The sequence below is a fragment of the Nocardia sp. NPDC058519 genome, from assembly GCF_042719755.1.
In the GTDB taxonomy this organism is placed as follows: Bacteria; Actinomycetota; Actinomycetes; order Mycobacteriales; family Mycobacteriaceae; genus Nocardia.
Window position 1 is genome coordinate 47,564 of record NZ_JBHXNK010000003.1, and the last position, 15,929, is coordinate 63,492.

At 67.7% G+C, this 15,929-nt stretch carries 18 protein-coding genes; 8 read left to right on the forward strand and 10 right to left on the reverse strand.

Features of this window, described 5'->3' with window-relative positions; all coding sequences use genetic code 11:
* The first annotated feature begins 1 nt into the window (after position 1).
* Positions 2-958, forward strand: coding sequence for a c-type cytochrome biogenesis protein CcsB (gene ccsB, locus ACFWPK_RS04730; protein WP_378913203.1), 957 nt, complete (start codon positions 2-4; stop codon positions 956-958).
* A gap of 130 nt (positions 959-1,088) precedes the next feature.
* Here ccsB and ACFWPK_RS04735 read toward each other — a convergent pair whose 3' ends face one another.
* The 3 genes from ACFWPK_RS04735 to ACFWPK_RS04745 all read right to left on the reverse strand — a co-directional run bounded on the left by ACFWPK_RS04735 (position 1,089) and on the right by ACFWPK_RS04745 (position 2,331).
* The gene (locus ACFWPK_RS04735; protein WP_378913204.1) at positions 1,089-1,736 is read right to left on the reverse strand and encodes a hypothetical protein; all 648 of its coding nucleotides are present in this window, start codon (positions 1,734-1,736) and stop codon (positions 1,089-1,091) included.
* A gap of 79 nt (positions 1,737-1,815) precedes the next feature.
* A complete protein-coding gene (locus ACFWPK_RS04740) occupies positions 1,816-2,007 on the reverse strand; it encodes a hypothetical protein (RefSeq protein ID WP_378913205.1) in 192 nt (63 codons plus the stop codon).
* A gap of 114 nt (positions 2,008-2,121) precedes the next feature.
* Positions 2,122-2,331: a BldC family transcriptional regulator gene (locus ACFWPK_RS04745; RefSeq protein WP_056814442.1), complete on the reverse strand. Its 210-nt coding sequence runs from the start codon at positions 2,329-2,331 to the stop codon at positions 2,122-2,124.
* A gap of 249 nt (positions 2,332-2,580) precedes the next feature.
* On the opposite strand from ACFWPK_RS04745, the gene ACFWPK_RS04750 reads away from it, so the two are divergent.
* The 5 genes from ACFWPK_RS04750 (at position 2,581) to ACFWPK_RS04770 (ending at position 5,335) form a co-directional block, all read left to right on the forward strand.
* Entirely contained in the window at positions 2,581-2,907 is a 327-nt protein-coding gene (locus ACFWPK_RS04750; RefSeq protein ID WP_378913206.1) for a DUF4229 domain-containing protein, read from the forward strand.
* Positions 2,904-3,989, forward strand: a complete 1,086-nt coding sequence (locus ACFWPK_RS04755; RefSeq protein WP_378913207.1) for a PLP-dependent cysteine synthase family protein — start codon at positions 2,904-2,906, stop codon at positions 3,987-3,989. Before ACFWPK_RS04750 ends, ACFWPK_RS04755 begins: the two co-directional genes overlap by 4 nt.
* 90 nt (positions 3,990-4,079) lie before the next feature.
* Complete coding sequence (locus ACFWPK_RS04760) at positions 4,080-4,301, forward strand: helix-turn-helix domain-containing protein (RefSeq protein ID WP_189025545.1); 222 nt, start codon at positions 4,080-4,082, stop codon at positions 4,299-4,301.
* Positions 4,301-4,876 carry a Clp protease N-terminal domain-containing protein gene (locus ACFWPK_RS04765; protein WP_378913208.1) on the forward strand — a complete coding sequence of 192 codons (576 nt, stop codon included), beginning with the start codon at positions 4,301-4,303 and terminating at the stop codon, positions 4,874-4,876. The genes ACFWPK_RS04760 and ACFWPK_RS04765 overlap by 1 nt, the downstream gene beginning before the upstream one ends.
* 63 nt (positions 4,877-4,939) lie before the next feature.
* Positions 4,940-5,335 (forward strand): phage holin family protein, encoded by a 396-nt coding sequence (locus ACFWPK_RS04770; protein WP_378913209.1) that lies wholly within the window; start codon positions 4,940-4,942, stop codon positions 5,333-5,335.
* On the opposite strand, the gene ACFWPK_RS04775 is transcribed toward ACFWPK_RS04770, so the two are convergent.
* Both ACFWPK_RS04775 and ACFWPK_RS04780 read right to left on the reverse strand, forming a co-directional pair.
* Positions 5,332-6,204: a 1,4-dihydroxy-2-naphthoate polyprenyltransferase gene (locus ACFWPK_RS04775; protein WP_378913210.1), complete on the reverse strand. Its 873-nt coding sequence runs from the start codon at positions 6,202-6,204 to the stop codon at positions 5,332-5,334. The genes ACFWPK_RS04770 and ACFWPK_RS04775 overlap by 4 nt on opposite strands.
* Positions 6,205-6,294: 90 nt before the next feature.
* A complete protein-coding gene (locus ACFWPK_RS04780; protein ID WP_378913211.1) occupies positions 6,295-6,759 on the reverse strand; it encodes an SRPBCC family protein in 465 nt (154 codons plus the stop codon).
* Between the two features lie 190 nt (positions 6,760-6,949).
* Between ACFWPK_RS04780 and ACFWPK_RS04785 the strand changes: the two genes are divergently transcribed.
* Entirely contained in the window at positions 6,950-10,492 is a 3,543-nt protein-coding gene (locus tag ACFWPK_RS04785; RefSeq protein ID WP_378913212.1) for a BTAD domain-containing putative transcriptional regulator, read from the forward strand.
* Positions 10,493-10,546: 54 nt separating this feature from the next.
* On the opposite strand, the gene ACFWPK_RS04790 is transcribed toward ACFWPK_RS04785, so the two are convergent.
* The 5 genes from ACFWPK_RS04790 to ACFWPK_RS04810 form a co-directional block, all read right to left on the reverse strand.
* Entirely contained in the window at positions 10,547-11,371 is an 825-nt protein-coding gene (locus tag ACFWPK_RS04790) for an ABC transporter permease (protein ID WP_378913213.1), read from the reverse strand.
* The gene (locus tag ACFWPK_RS04795; RefSeq protein WP_378913214.1) at positions 11,368-12,354 is read right to left on the reverse strand and encodes an ATP-binding cassette domain-containing protein; all 987 of its coding nucleotides are present in this window, start codon (positions 12,352-12,354) and stop codon (positions 11,368-11,370) included. The genes ACFWPK_RS04790 and ACFWPK_RS04795 overlap by 4 nt, the downstream gene beginning before the upstream one ends.
* Before the next feature lie 59 nt (positions 12,355-12,413).
* Positions 12,414-13,538: an o-succinylbenzoate--CoA ligase gene (gene menE / locus ACFWPK_RS04800; protein ID WP_378913469.1), complete on the reverse strand. Its 1,125-nt coding sequence runs from the start codon at positions 13,536-13,538 to the stop codon at positions 12,414-12,416.
* 274 nt (positions 13,539-13,812) lie between these two features.
* On the reverse strand, positions 13,813-14,205 hold the full coding sequence (locus tag ACFWPK_RS04805; RefSeq protein WP_378913215.1) for a VOC family protein: 393 nt from the start codon (positions 14,203-14,205) through the stop codon (positions 13,813-13,815).
* A 13-nt stretch (positions 14,206-14,218) separates the two neighbouring features.
* A complete protein-coding gene (locus ACFWPK_RS04810) occupies positions 14,219-15,112 on the reverse strand; it encodes a 1,4-dihydroxy-2-naphthoyl-CoA synthase (RefSeq protein ID WP_378913216.1) in 894 nt (297 codons plus the stop codon).
* A gap of 141 nt (positions 15,113-15,253) precedes the next feature.
* Here ACFWPK_RS04810 and ACFWPK_RS04815 point away from each other — a divergent pair, with 141 nt between their 5' ends.
* Positions 15,254-15,700, forward strand: a complete 447-nt coding sequence (locus ACFWPK_RS04815; RefSeq protein ID WP_067449837.1) for a DUF6918 family protein — start codon at positions 15,254-15,256, stop codon at positions 15,698-15,700.
* Positions 15,701-15,929 lie beyond the last annotated feature (229 nt).

A 15,929-nucleotide genomic window follows, 5' to 3' on the forward strand; every position in this document is an offset into this window, starting at 1 on the left:
GATGCAGATCGACGAAACGCTGGCACGGTATAGCGACTTCGCGTTCATGTCGGCCATGACGGTCTACGCGCTGGCCACGGTCCTGTTGATCGTGCAGTACGCCTCGGCGCGGACCAAGCAGGTCGCCGCGCGCGAACTCGTCCCGGCGGGTGATCCGGGGTTGCCCGGCCGTATCGAGACCCCGCAGGCCAGACCGCTGGGCGAACGCCTCGGCAACATGGCCTTCTCGGTGCTGCTGGTCGGCGCGGTACTGCACATCGGCTCGATCGTGCTGCGCGGCTTCGCGACCCACCGCTTCCCGCTGGGCAACATGTACGAGTTCACCACCATGGCCACCGCGGCCGCCGTGGTGATCGGCCTGATCTTCCTGCGCGACCAGCGCTATCGCGCCATGTGGGCGTTCCTGCTGGTTCCCGTGCTGATCCTGATGTTCCTGGCAGGCACGGTCCTCTACGCCGACGCCGCCCCCGTTGTCCCCGCACTCCGCTCGTTCTGGCTGCCGATCCACGTCACCATCGTCAGCATCGGCAGCGGCGTCTTCCTGGTCTCCGGCGTAGCCAGCCTGCTCTACCTGTTCCGCATGCGTCAGCCCGCGGGCGAGGAATCCACCAACATCCTCGGCACCATCGCGCGTCGTCTCCCCGACGCCCGCACCCTCGACCAACTCGCCTACAAAACCACCATCATCGGCTTCCCCCTCTTCGGCGCAGGCGTCATCCTCGGCGCCATCTGGGCCGAAGCCGCCTGGGGCCGCTTCTGGGGCTGGGACCCCAAAGAAACCTGCTCCTTCATCGCCTGGGTCCTCTACGCCGCCTACCTCCACGCCCGAGCCACTTCCGGCTGGCGAGACACCAAGGCAGCCTGGATCAACATCGCCGGCTTCGTAGCGATGCTGTTCAACCTCTTCATCATCAACATGGTGATCAGCGGCCTGCACAGCTATGCCGGATTGAACTGAGCGCTCAGCCCATCCGGTCTACAGCCGAGGCGTACAGCCGTCGGGGGATGCCGGCCTGCCTGGATCGCGGACATACGTAAGGCCCAGGGCTCGGAAGAGCTTCTGGGCCTTCGGTGTTCGGAACCGCTGATCAGCAGTAGTAGCAGATCTTGTTGGCGGGGAGTTCTACGTGGCAGTTCAGGCAGACCGGTTTGCGGAGTGGTTCGGGCTTGGGGATGGCCGCGGTGCGGCGGGCTGCGGAAGGGCGTTTGACGGCTGCCTCGGCGGCTTCGGCGGTGGCCAGGTCCTGGGAGGTGGACTGGCGGATGGCGGCGACCTTCGGGGGGAGGGTGGGCAGGCCGCCGTCGGCGGGGAGGTCGGTGGCGTAGTGCTGGTAGCACTGCCAGCGGGCGGCGGCGGCGTGCATTTCGAGGTCGTCGGGGATGGGCAGGCCCGCGAGTTCGAGGATGTAGCGGTAGCCGGTGCCGACGGTCTGGTTCTTGCGCACACACAGCGCACTCAGCGGCGGCTCGTTGTTCTTGTGACAGTGCTCGGCGACCTTGTCCAGCACGACGGGCAGCCAGTGCTGCCACTTCACCGCGGTGCGGATGCCGGATTCTTCCTGGACCAGCTCGGCCAGCTCGGTGTTGACGATGAAGTTGTTGAAACTGGTGGCGGTATCGGCCAGCACCTCGTGTGCGGCGCGAGTCCACTCCAACCGTGCCTCGGTGAACGTCACGGCGCTGCCGTCGGCCGCGCGCCAAGTGGTCGGGACAGAACCCTGCTGCACATCAATCACCGGAATACGTTATCTACCCAGCTCTTTCGCCGCACAACGGGGGTATGTGCGTCAGCTCACGGCGACGCACATCGCGAGGTCACTCGGTGGGGCCGGAGTCGTCGCGGGGTTGTTTGCCGAGGCGCCAGAGGAATTCCGGGTCGTCGTCAGGGCCGAGAACCGGTCTGCGCGAGGGTGGGCCGGAATTCGGGCGCCGCATTTCGGGGCCGAACGCCTTCCAGCACAACACCGCGATGGCCACGATCGCGATGAGTGCCAATAGGTACGTCACGTCGCTCACCTCCTGCTATCGAGGGTAGCCGTGTCCGCACCGTGTGCACATCCGCAACGGGAGGGAAATTTTTGGCAAACGCGAGCCCGCGGTGGGCTCGCGTCGGCCGGCGAGTCAGCGGGGTGCTGCCTCGGTGGTGAGCGATCTGAGCAACTGCAGGACCTCGGACTCGCGGAAACGGCGATGTCCGCCCGGTGTGCGCAACGAGCCGAGCCTGCCGGCATGAGCCCACCTGGTGACGGTCTTGGGGTCTACGTGGAACATGGCGGCCACTTGGCCTGGTGTCAGCAGAGTGTCCTGAAGGCCGACGGTGATCGCAGTCATAGCTAACCTCTCCGTTTCGACAGTTCCCTCATCAGTGGCGTCATCGTCGCACTGCGACCCCCATGTAGTCGAACCACCTACAGTTGGTAAAGGGGAAGTAATAGACAAAAGCCGCGAACGGGCAGCATCGAAGAGAGCGAACGGGCCGCGTCGAACAGATATGCGCCGGGCTACGCGAAACCTCCGCCTTCGCTCCGGCCGTGCGCGGCTGATGAACGCTGTCGCGTCGGCGCCCATTAGGCTGTAGTCGTGAGTGAAGCAACAGGTCAGCAGGGCTCTGGCGCCGGGAAGCGACTGGTACGCAATCTTGCGCTCTACACGCTGGCTCGTCTCGGGCTGGTGGTGGCGATCGCCGCGCTGATCGTGGGCATCGCCAAGCTGGTCGGAGTCGATGTGCCGATCATCGTCGCGGCGCTGTTCGCGTTGCTCGTCGCGATGCCGCTGTCGCTGACGCTGTTCAAGAAGCTGCGCGTGAAGGTGAACGAGGATATCGCCGTCGTCGACTCGCGCCGCCGCCAGGACAAGGCGCAGTTGCGGGCCCGCCTGCGGGGTGACGACGACAGCAAATCGGCGTGAAGTACCTCGACCGCAGCGCCCCGCGTGACTGGGTCGACAATGCCGTCCGGCTGATCGACGCCGACACCCAGCGCTCCGCCGACACCCACCTGCTGCGGTATCCGCTGCCCGCCGATTGGCCGGTGCAGCTCTACCTCAAGGACGAATCCACTCACATCACCGGCAGCCTCAAGCATCGGCTGGCGCGATCGCTGTTCCTGTACGCGATCTGCAACGGCTGGGTGACCGAGGGGACGACCGTGGTCGAGGCGTCGTCGGGCTCGACGGCGGTGAGCGAGGCCTACTTCGCCAAGCTGCTCGGCCTCGACTTCGTCGCGGTGATGCCGGCGAGCACCTCGCCGCAGAAGGTCGCGCTCATCGAAGCGCAGGGTGGCCGATGTCATTTCGTCGATCGAGCGCCGGACATGTACACCGAGGCCAAGCGTCTCGCCGCCGAATCCGGCGGGCATTTCATGGATCAGTTCACCCACGCCGAGCGGGCCACCGACTGGCGCGGCAACAACAACATCGCCGAATCCATCTTCGAACAGCTGGCGCTGGAGAACCACCCGGTGCCGGAGTGGATCGTGGTCGGCGCCGGTACCGGCGGCACCAGCGCGACGATCGGGCGCTACATCCGTTATCGCAGGCACGCGACGCGCCTGGCCGTGGTCGACCCGGAGCACTCGGCGTTCTACGGCGGCTACGAGACCGGCGACGCGGGCTATGAGACCGGAATGCCTTCGCGCATCGAGGGAATCGGCCGTCCCCGGGTGGAACCGTCGTTCGTCGGCCAGGTGGTCGATCGCATGATCGTGGTGCCCGACGCGGCCTCGATCGCTACCGCCCGTCACGCGAGCACCGCGCTCGGCCGCCGCGTTGGCGGCTCGACCGGCACGAATCTCTGGGGCGCCTTCCATCTCATCGCCGAACTGGTCGCGGCGGGCCGCAGCGGCAGCGTGGTCACCCTGCTGTGCGACGGCGGCGACCGGTACGCGGGCACCTACTTCAACGACGACTGGGTGGCGGCCCAGAACATCGATCTGAGCGGTCCGGCGGAGATCCTCGCCGAATTCGCCACCACCGGTCGCTGGAACGGCTGACCTCACCCGCACCACTCTTCGGGGTCCTTCCACGCTCACTTGTGTCAATTTTTGTTGACAAATCTGTGGTCGTCAATCAAAATTGACGACATGACCGACGCAACAACCCTCGCCTCAGCGGCCGGTAATCCCGACCCGGCGGTCGGGCTGCGCGCTGTTCTCGCACTGCGCAGATTGGCCGACCGCCTCGAATCGATCCAGGTCGCTAACGCCAGAGCCAACGGATGGTCGTGGCAGGCCATCGCCGAGGCGCTCGAGGTGAGCAAGCAGGCGGTCCATCAGAAACACAATCGGAAAGGTGGAACCCGCTGATGTTCGAGAAATTCAGCCGCGAGGCCAGGGCCGCGGTGGTGAGCGCCCAGGACGACGCCAAGGAGTTGGGCGCGAAGCGGATCGGTCCTGAGCATGTGCTGCTCGGCACCCTGTCGAACGCCGAACCCGCCCTCCGGACGGTGCTCGACACGCGCGGCATCACCGCCGACGGTCTACGCACCGCCCTCGCCGCCCGCACGGGCGAGCCGCCGCTCGGCGCCGATGACGCGCAGGCCCTGCGCTCGATCGGCATCGACCTGGACGCGGTGCAGGCCAGCATCGTCGAGAACTTCGGACCGCAGGCGTGGGACCAGGCCGAACCGGAGGCCAAACGCGGCATGTTCGGCCGGCTGCTCGGTTCCGGGCACATCCCGTTCACCGGAACGGCCAAGAAGTCGCTCGAACTCGCGTTGCGTGAGGCGGTCCACCGCAAGGATCGCGAGATCACCTCGACCTACCTGCTGCTCGGGATTCTGCGCGGGGCGGACCCGGCCACCACCGACCTGCTCGGCGGGCGCGACTCGGTGTCGGGTTTACGCACAGATCTCTACGCGATGCTCGACCGCGCCGCGTGAATTCCACATCGGGTGTGTGTCAGACCCGCCGCAATGTCCGTTTACGGGCCTAGCATTGCGTCTATGCAACTAGCAATCCGGTTGGTCATCAACGCCATAGCCATCTGGGCTGCGGCCGCGTGGATCGACAAGATCGATATCTACGTGCCGCCCGAGTGGTCATCGGAGTGGGGCAACTGGGGCAAGGCCCTGGTCCTGCTCATCGTCGCGCTCGTGTTCACGGCGGTCAACGCCGTGATCAAGCCGATCGTGAAACTCCTGTCGCTGCCGTTCGTGATCCTCACGCTCGGCCTGTTCCTGTTGGTCGTCAACGCGGGGATGCTGTGGCTCACCGCCAAGATCACCGAGATCACCGACTACGGCCTTCGCGTCGACGGCTTCTGGGCGGCGTTGTGGGGTGGCTTGATCATCACGTTGGTCAACTGGGTGCTCGGCATTCTGGTACCCGACGGCGACTAGCCGACGAGCCCGACGGCCAGCGCGCTCAACGCCGACCAGGCCAGCAGCGCCAGCCCCGAATCGCGGAGGGCGGGAATCAGTTCCAGCCCGCCCTTGCCGGTGCGCACGGGGGCGTTGGCCCGGATCGCCAGCGGTAACGCGAGCAATCCGGCCAGCGCCCACGGCGTGCGCGCGATCAGCGCCAGGCTGATCACGAACGGCGCCGCGAGCAGCACCACGTGCAGGGTGCGGGTGCGCGCGTCGCCGAGTTTCACCGCGAGCGTGACCTTGCCGGACTCGGTGTCGGTGGGAATGTCACGCAGGTTGTTGGCCACCAGCACCGCGCTGGAGAACGCGCCGACACCGATCGCGAGCAGCAGGCCGACCCAGTCGACCCGCAGCGCCTGCACGTATTGGGTACCGAGCACCGCGATCAACCCGAAGAACACGAACACCGCGATCTCGCCGAAACCGCTGTAGCCGTAGGGCTTGCTGCCGCCGGTGTAGAACCAGGCGCCTGCCAGGCACAGCGCTCCGATCAGCACCAGCCACCACGCGGTGGTCACGGCCAACACCAGTCCGGCGACCGCGCCGATCGCCAGGCTGAGCACCGCGGCGGTGCGAACGGCCTTGGGGGAAGCCAGCTTCGAGCCGACCAGCCGCAGCGGCCCGACGCGCACGTCGTCGGTGCCGCGAATGCCGTCGGAGTAGTCGTTGGCGTAATTCACCCCGACGATCAGTGCCAGCGAAACCAGCAGCGCCAGAATCGCTTTCCACCAGACGGCCCCGTCGACAGATGCGGCGGCGCCGGTGCCCGCGAGTACCGGCGCGATCGCGTTGGGCAACGTCCGCGGCCGGGCGCCCTCGATCCATTCCGCTGCTGTAGCCATGGATCGAAGCCTAATCCGGCACCGGCGCTCCGCGCTCGTCAGTCCCTCGCGCACGGCCGGAGGGAGGCGGAGGTGCGCTTGGTCGCGGTGTCAGGCCGGGGTGGATTCGGCGATCGTCTTGAGCTTGGCCAGCCCCTTGTCGAAGTCCTTGCCGATGAGGTTGTCGATCGGGAAAACCTTGCCGAGCACGCCCATCAGACCGGAGTGGGTGCCGGTCATCTGCCAGGTCACCTCGGTACCACCGACGACCGGAGTGAGCGTGAAGGTGACGAAATTGGTGGCTTTGAACGGCTTCTCGAAGGTGAGCTCCACCCCGATCTCGCGTTCGGCGTCGGCTTTGATCTCCATCACGCCCGCACCGGCTTTGCGGTTGCCACGCCAGGCGTAGCGGGCGCCGACGCCGGATTCGGGGCCGGTGTAGGTACGCGCGAGCTGCGGGTCGGTATCTTCCCATGGCGACCACAGCCGCCACTGGTGGAAGTTGTCGATCAGTGCGTGGATTCGTGCCGGTTCGGCCGCGATGACAGTGTGCCGCGACACCTCGAAGTTGCCCATGTGCGTGAGCCTAATGGGCGCAGGCGCGATAGCGTTCGCCATTCTTTCGCGCATGGCCGGAGCGAAGGCGGAGGTACGCCTAAGCCGAGGTGGGGACATTTTCTCGGCACACGTCGACCGTGGTGTCGGAGTCGTGCGCGTGGCGCGAACCGAGATGCTGTCGCTGTGCTCGCCTACGATGACTTGCGGCATGTCTGTACAGCACCGCGGCCCCGAGGGGCCGCCATCCGAGGCCCTCGCCCGCGTTGTAGTGGGGGTGCTCGGCGTGATCGCGATCCGCCGCGACGACGCCATGATCGCGCTGCCCGGCGCCCGCGCCAGGCTGCTGCTCGCCGCTCTCGCGGTGCATCCGGGCCGGGCGCGCGGCGCCCAAGCGCTGATCGACGAGGTGTGGGGCGAACAACCACCCCGCGCGCCGATGAACGCGCTGCACACCCAGGTCTCGCGACTGCGGGCGATGCTGCCCGATGGCGCGCTGGAGATCGGCCCCGCGGGCTACCGGCTGACCTTGCCCGCCGACAGCGTCGACCTCACCGCCGTCACCACGCTGGCCCGCCGAGCCGACGAACTCCTTGCCGCGGGCAACACCGTCGACAGCCTCGCCGCGATCGCCCTTGCCCGCACCCTCTGGCGTGGCGAACCGGGTGCCGATCTCCCCGATTCGGCCCCCGCCGACGACCTGCGCACGGCCGCCGACGACCTCCGCCGCCACCTCGATCACATCGAGCTCACCGCCCGCACCACCCAGCGCGACTTCACCGCGGCCATCCCGCTGGCCCGCGCAGCCGCCGCGACCAATCCCTTGGACGAATCCGCCCACACGACCCTGATCCGCCTCCTCGCCACCGCGGGCCGAACCAACGAAGCCCTCGAAGTCTTCGCCACGTACCGCCTGCGCCTGATCGAAGAACTCGGCGCCGACCCCGGCCCCACCCTCCTGGCTCTCAACACCGCCATCCTTCGTGGCGACGAGCTTCCCGGAACCCGCGCGCGACAGCGCAACGCTGAGGCCGACCTGAGCGCCTCGACGCCCGGAAACCTCTACTCGGCTGTTGCCGCCCGGTCGCATTCCGTTGCCGAGGCGGATCCGGTCGACTCAGCGGCGAACTCGACCAGTGACGGTGGCTCTCGACGGACCGGCGCGTCACCCACCGTGCAGGTGGGCGGCCGGGAGCGGGTGAACACGCTGCCCGCCGAAGCGGCGAACGGCAGCAGGCCTGACCGATCTGCGGCAAACCACCGCACAGCTGTCGGCCTGCGTGCCGCACCCAATGAATTGCTCGGTCGCTCGGCAGATCTCGACGCGATCGCCGATCTGGCGCATCGCTCGAGGGTCACCACCGTCCTCGGACCCGGCGGTACGGGCAAGACCCGGGTCGCCAACGCGGTGGGTGAACGGCTGGCTCGTTCGGTGCCTGTGGTGCTCGTCGAATTGGCCTCGGTGCAAGCCGAATCGGAGGCGGGTGCCGAATCGCGCACCGGCATCGAGGTCGCGATCGGGCAGGTGATGGGCCTGGGTGAGGTGATTCGTGAACCGGGTGCCGTCCGACAGGGCATCCACATCGACGCGAGAACCCGGCTGCGTGAGGCGCTCGCGGCGCGGCCGATGGTGCTGATTCTGGACAATTGCGAGCACGTGATCGATGCCGCGGCCGAGGTGGTCGCCGATCTCGTCGGCAGTTGCGCCCAGCTGACCGTGCTCACCACCAGCCGCTCGCCGCTGGCGATCACCGCCGAATCCGTCTATCCCCTCGCACCTCTGGCGATCGATGCGGCCGGTTCGCCCGCCACCGAGCTGTTCTCGGCTCGCGCCCGGGCAGTGCGCCCTGACGTGCGGCTCGACCCCGACACCGTGGCCCGGTTGTGCCGCACCCTCGACGGTCTCCCGCTGGCGATCGAGCTCGCCGCCGCCCGGGTGCGCACGATGAGCGTCGCCGAGATCGAGACCAGACTCGAGCATCGTTTCGCCCTGTTGCGCAGCGGTGATCGGTCCGCGCCGCACCGGCATCGCACACTGCACGCGGTGATCGCTTGGAGCTGGAACCTCCTCGACCCCGATCAACAGGTGACCCTGCGCAGGCTGAGCCGTTTCGTGGCCGGGTTCACCCTGTCCGCGGCCGAGGTCGTCGCGGCGGGCCCGGATGTGGCCGCCGCGGTCGACGGGCTGGTCGGCCAGTCTCTGCTCACCGTCCTCGACGACCCGGACGGCGTTGGCATCCGCTATCGGATGCTCGAAACGGTCCGTGAGTTCGGTGTCGAGCAGATCGCCGCCGTCGACGCGGTGACCGACGGCGCCGAATCCGCGCTCGTGCTCGACAGGATGTTCTGCTGGGCGCGGGAATTCGCGCTGGAGTCGTTTCGTGGTTACCGCGGCGGCGATCAGGTGACATCGGTGCTCGCGGTGACGGCCGACCTGGACAACCTGGTCGCCGTACTGCGTACCGCCGTCGATCGCGCCGACCCACACACCGCGTATTCGGTCTTTCCCGTGGTCGCGATGGTCTGGGTGATGCGCGGCGCGCACCTGGAATTCACCGGGTGGGCAATGCGATTGGTCGCCCTCGTGCCGCCGCCACCGTCGACGGGCGAGACCGCCGACCTGCAGATGATCGCGCATCTGCTGACCTGCTTGCACATGCTGTTCCTCAAGGACGGTGGCGTCCGCGCGACGGCGATCGTGCGCTCGCGCGCGCGGCGGTTGCTGACGCACCCTGATCTGGATCCCGGCCTGTTCTTCCTCGGTGCGGTGATCACCGTGCAGCCCAGGCAGTTCCGGTTGGGCAGGCTGTTCGCCCGGGGCGCGCGCTCACGCCATCGGCAAGTCCGCATCGCGGCGCTGGTAGCGCGCGCCAACTTCTGGGAGAACGGCGGCAACGTCGCGGGCTCGACCCACGACTCCTTACGTGCCCTCGACGACATGGACCAGGCGGAGGTGTGGGGCATGGCGACGGTGTGCCAGCACCTGGCCCAGCTGGCCGGCCAGTCCGCGCATTATGACGACGCCGTGGAGTACTACCGCCGTGCGCTGGAGCTGATGGGCAAGCTCCGCGTGCACGAGGAGATCATGGAGAGCCGCTGCTACCTGGCCGCCGCCCTGGTTGGCAGCGGCAGGCTCGAGCAGGCGCGCACCGAACTCGACTTCGCTGTGCGCCCGGATGATTCCGGCGTCAGCCCGGTCGACGACCCCACCGTTCGCCGCAACCACCGGCTGGCGAACGCAGCTACCGCCCTGGCCGAGCTCGAACTCGCCGAGGGCGATATCGACGCCGGACTCCGCCATTACCGGCGCGGGTTGGAGCTGCTCGGGTGGCCCGATTTCGAACCGACGCCCGGTCCCGGTTCGCTGATGGTGGCGGCGGCCACCGTGAGCGCCCATGTGCTGCACGGCCGGGCGTCCGTTGTCACCGGCCTGGTGACCGAGGTGATCGAGACCGCCGATCAACGGCTGGCGCAGTACATAGACCTGCCGCAGATCGGCGCGGTCGCGTGCGCACTCGGGTCCTACCTGCTCGCCACCGAGAACCGGCATACCGACGGTCTCGAACTGCTCACTCTGGCAAAGACATCGATGGCCAGACAGGACGGGCCGTCGACGGAACTGGTCGCCCACCTCGCCCTGCATCGGAGCGCGGTGGGCGATGCCGCGATGGATGCCGCGCTGCACCGCGCGGCGGGTACGCGTCGTCTCGACGCCGCGATGCGCATCATCGAGATCATCGCCGGACTGCACTGACACGACAACGGCACCCGACCCGGTGGATCGGATGCCGTTGCGGGAGATCGATGTTCAAGCGCGGCGCATATAGGCCCGCACCGCCAGCGGCGCGAACACCGCGATCACCACGAGCGACCCGACCAGCGACCAGATGAGATCACTGCCATAACTGTTGGCGTTCATCAGTTCCCGGCAGGTATTGACCATGTAATACACCGGGTTGGCGTGGTTGAGCGCCTGCATCCAGCCCGGCATGGTGCTCACCGGGGCGAAGGCGCCGGACATGAACGTCAGCGGGAACATCACCATCATCGAGATGCCCTGCACGGACGCGGCGCTCTTACCGGTGACACCGACCAGCGCCCAGATCCAGCTGACCGCGAACGAGCACACCACGACCACCAGGCAGGCCGCGACCACGCCGACCAGACCGCCGCCCGGCCGGTAGCCCAGGCACAGCCCGACCAGCACGGTCAGTGTCGAGGCGATGGCGTAACGCACCATGTCGGCCAGCAACGCGCCTGCCAGCGCCGAAACCCGGGCGATGGGCAGGGATTTGAAGCGGTCGAACACGCCCTTGTCCATGTCCTCGCGCAACTGCGTACCGGTGACCACAGACGTCAGCACCACGGTTTGCACGAGGATGCCCGGGATGAGCACCGGCAGATAGCCGGACACGCTGCCCGAGATCGCCCCGCCGAAGATATAGGTGAACAGAGCGGTGAACAGGATCGGCTGCACCGTCACGTCGAAGAGCTGTTCGGGATTGTGTTTGATCTTGAGCAGGCCGCGATAGGCCATGGTGAACGAGGTGGAAATCGTGTCGCGCAGGCCGATCCGGTCGCTGGCCTGGGGGATGTCGTCGATGGTCGCGGGAGCGGTGAGTACTGCGGTCATGCCGCGCTCCGTTCGGTGTCGTCGGATTCGTCGGCCGGGTGGCCGGTGATGGTGAGGAAGACTTCGTCCAGCGTCGGCTTGCTGACGGTGATCTCGGAGACCCCGATCTCCCAGTCGCGCAACCGGATCAGCAGGTCGGCGGTGAGATTCGGGTCGGGCAGCGGCGCGGTGAGCCTGCCCGCTTCGGGGCTGATCTGCGCGCTCACGTCGAGGAAGTCGCCCACGATGCGGCGGGCCTCGTCGAGCTGCTCGGGATCGACCAGCGTGAGGTGGACCGATGCGCCGCCGATGGAGGCTTTGAGCTGGTCGGCGGTGCCGTCGGCGATCACCTTGCCGCGGTCGATCACCGCGATCCGGTCGGCCAGCTGGTCGGCCTCGTCGAGGTACTGGGTGGTGAGCAGCACCGTCGCGCCCTCGCGGACCAGCCTGCGGATGGTTTCCCACATCTGCGCGCGGGTGCGCGGATCCAGGCCGGTGGTCGGTTCGTCGAGGAACAGCAGGGGCGGGGTGGAGATGAGGCTGGCGGCGAGGTCGAGGCGCCTGCGCATGCCGCCGGAGAAGTTCTTCAGCGGCTTGTTCGCCGCCTCGGTGAGGTCGAACTCCTCGAGCAGTTCGACGGCCTTGCGGCGGGCGTCGGGGCGGCTCAGACCGAGCAGCCGGGCGAAGATGATCAGGTTCTCGGTGGCGCTGAGCATCTCGTCGACCGAGGCGTACTGGCCGGTGACACCGATCAGCGAGCGCACCGCGTTCGGTTCGGCCACCACGTCGCGGCCGAAGATCCGGGCGCTACCGCCGTCGGGGCGGAGCAGGGTGGCCAGCATCTTGATGGTCGTGGTCTTGCCCGCGCCGTTCGGTCCGAGCACGCCGTACACAGCGCCGCGCGGCACCGCCAGGCTCACGCCGTCGACCGCCCGCTGTTTCCCGAACACCTTGACCAGCCCGTCCGCCTCGACGGCGAGGGATGAAGTGGGTGTGTAAGTCATGAGCACTACCGTGCCCACCCCGACTTGCACGCCCCTTGCACGGCGCTGTCGTCGTGCGGCTACTCGGCCAGCAGGAGCTTGCGCAGGGCGGTGCGGTCGGGCTTGCCGGGGCCGCGGAGCGGGATTTCGGACAGGACGGCCAGCTCACGCGGTGCGGCGATCGAGTCGAGTTCGGCCACCACGTGGGCACGCAGTTCGTCCAGCGTCGGCGCGGCACCCGGTGTCGGCACGATCGCGACCGCGACCCGCTGACCCAGCCGCTCGTCGGGCAGACCGAGCACGATGCATTCGCGGATACCGGGGTGGTTGGCCAGCACGGCCTCCACCACCTGCGGAATCACCAGCAGCCCACCGGTCATGATCGCCTCGTCGAGGCGCCCCGAAATCGAGAGCACACCGTCTTCGAAGGAGCCTGCGTCCTCGGTCCGGAACCAGCCGGGCTCGGCGAAGGCCGGATGGTCGGGCAGATTGCGGTAGCCGTGCGCGATCATCGCGCCGCCGAGGATGACGCGACCGTCCTCGATCCGCACCTCGGTACCGTCGAGCGGCACGCCCTCGTAGACGCACCCACCGCAGGTCTCGCTCATCCCGTACGTCCGCACCACGGTGATACCGAGGTCACGTGCCCGGTCGAGGACGGGCGCGGGCGTGGCCGCACCGCCGACCAGGACACCGTCCAGCCCGGCCAGCGCCTTGGCCGCCACCGGCGAATCCAGCGACTTGATCAGCTGCGTCGGCACCAGCGCGGTGTAGCGACGCGGTCCACGCATCGCCCCGACCGCCCCGGCCAGCGCCTCGGGCAGGAACCCGCCCGACACGTCGAGCACGGTCGGCTCGGTGCCCGCGAGGATGCTGCGCAGCAACACCTGGATACCGGCGATGTGATGAGTCGGCAGAGCCAGCAGCCAGCTACCCGGTCCGCCGAGGCGGTCGTGGGTGGCATTGCCGCTGGCACGCAGAGCCTCGGCGCCCAGCAGCGCGCCCTTGGGGATGCCGGTGGTGCCCGAGGTCGTCACGACCAGCGCGACATCGTCATCGATCGGATCGCCCGGCTTGAGCGCGTCGGAAAGCCTGCGCGCCTCCCGCCGGTCGGTGGTCGGGATCGGTAGCCACGCCGGTCCGCTGCCGTCGAGGGCTTGGCGCAGGTGGGGCATCACTTCGCTGACCCCGGCACCGGTCGGCATCTGCAGCGTCCGCAAGGTTCTGCTCACCCCACCACCTCCGGAAACAGCTTGCCGCGCGCCCTCACGGCTTCGATCGTGTCATGCGACCGACAAGACCCGGCCAACGGGTCGGTTTGCCGGGAAACGGGTCGGGAAAGCCAGACATAGCGACTGCGATTCAGTAGGTGGACACTCGTACTGCGTTCCGGACGGCGTCGGTCGGGCGCTTGCTCGCAGCTATCGTGCGCGGCCGAGCCGCCATCGGCAACTCGGCTCGGCCGCGGGCACTGCTCGCTCACTCCGGCGACCAGCGTGAATCCCGCCGGATCGGATGTTCGGCGGGAACCTGAACCAGCACGATCGCGACCCCGTCCGGATCTCGCACCCACATCTCCCACAGACCCCACGGTTCGAGCACCGGTGCGCGCTCGATCGCAATTCCCTTCAGCGACAACTCCGCCGCCGCGTCCTCGACATCGCGCACCTGCAACCAGATCGCGCCGTCGAAGCTGCCGGAGTGTCCGCTGCCACCGTGCGCGGCGACTTCGATCAGCGACTGCCCGGCGAAGAACACCGTGCCGCCGGGGTACTCCCGCGCGATCGCCAAGCCGAGGCCGTCGCGGTAGAACGCCAGCGTGCGCCCGTAGTCGCTGGGACGCACGATGATCCGGCTGTTGAGAATCTCCATGGGGTGTCCGTTCTCAGAAGTACCAGGGGTAGGGCGTCCAATCGGGCTTGCGCTTCTCCAGGAACGAGTCTCGGCCCTCGACCGCTTCGTCGGTCATGTACGCCAGGCGGGTCGCCTCGCCCGCGAACAGCTGCTGACCGACCAGACCATCGTCGAGCAGGTTGAACGCGTACTTCAGCATGCGCTGCGCCTGCGGCGATTTGCCGTTGATGTCGGCGGTCCACTCGAGCGCGACGTTTTCCAGCTCGTCATGGTCGACGACCTTGTTCACCGCACCCATCTGGTGCATCTCCTCGGCCGTGTACGGCCTGCCGAGGAAGAAGATCTCGCGGGCGAACTTCTGGCCGACCATCTTCGCCAGATACGCGCTGCCGTAACCACCGTCGAACGAGCCGACGTCGGCATCGGTCTGCTTGAACCGCGCGTGCTCGCGCGAGGCGAGCGTCAGATCGCAGACCACGTGCAGGCTGTGCCCGCCACCCGCCGCCCAGCCGTTGACCAGAGCGATCACCACCTTGGGCATGAAGCGGATCAGCCGCTGCACCTCGAGGATGTGCAGTCGGCCCGCGCGCGCCGCGTCGACGGTGTCAGCGGTCTCGCCGTCGGCGTACTGGTAGCCGTTGCGGCCGCGAATGCGCTGGTCACCGCCGGAACAGAACGCCCAGCCACCGTCCTTCTCGCTCGGACCGTTGCCGGTGAGCAGCACCGCGCCCACATCGGGGCTCATCCGCGCGTGATCGAGCGCGCGGTACAGCTCGTCGACGGTGTGTGGGCGGAACGCGTTGCGCACTTCGGGCCGGTCGAACGCGACCCGCACCGTGCCCTGCCCGATATGTCGGTGGTAGGTGATGTCGGTCAGGTCCTCGAACCCGGGGACGGGCTGCCACAGCTTCGGATCGAAAGTCACGAACACGATTATTGCCCTACTGTCCGGCAGCTCGGTACAAGGTCGTAACACCGCAGCTCGAGCGGTCGCCGCATACTCTGAACACCCGATGCGTATAGTTGCGCCTGCTCGTACATCGAACCGATCCGGAGGAACCTGAAAGTGGTTGCAGCACTGTCTGAATCCCTGCTCGACGACGCCAAGCGTCCGGCTTTCCTTGCTGACGCCGTCGAGGTGCTCGACGCCGAGGTCTCGGACAAAGGTGGTGCGTCCGGCCTCGCCGTGAAGGGTGGCTACGCGGCGGTCAAGAAGATCAGCCCGACCATCGTTCCCGACGGCCTCGCGTCGCTGGCGCCGAAACTGCTCGATCAGCTCCAGCCGTACTGGGCCGAATTCACCGCCTCCGGCACCGGCACCTTCGCCGATCTGCTGGCCGCGAAGTCCGATCAGGTCGCCGAGTCGCTGCTGGCCGTCACCGACGCCCGCGCCGAATCGTCCACCCGGCCGGCACTGAAGAAGGTGTATTCGTCGATGCGTGGCTCCGCCAAGAAGCACGTCATCGAGGCACTGCCGCGCGTGGGCGATCTGGTGCAGAAGCACGCGGGCTGAGCGGTACGGCGGGGTAGCCCTCGCCGCGATCGTTTGATCCAGGCCGGTGCGAGTTCGGGCAACCGAACCGCACCGGCCTTTTCGCGTTCGCAGGTGACCACCCTCACGTAACGGGGGTAGGCGGTGGCGGCGGACACATCGATTCCCGGTCGGCGGTAAATTCCACGACGGGCTGTGTGAGAAACATTACCGCCAGGGTGAACTCCAGGATAATTGCGGGTTGCCACGA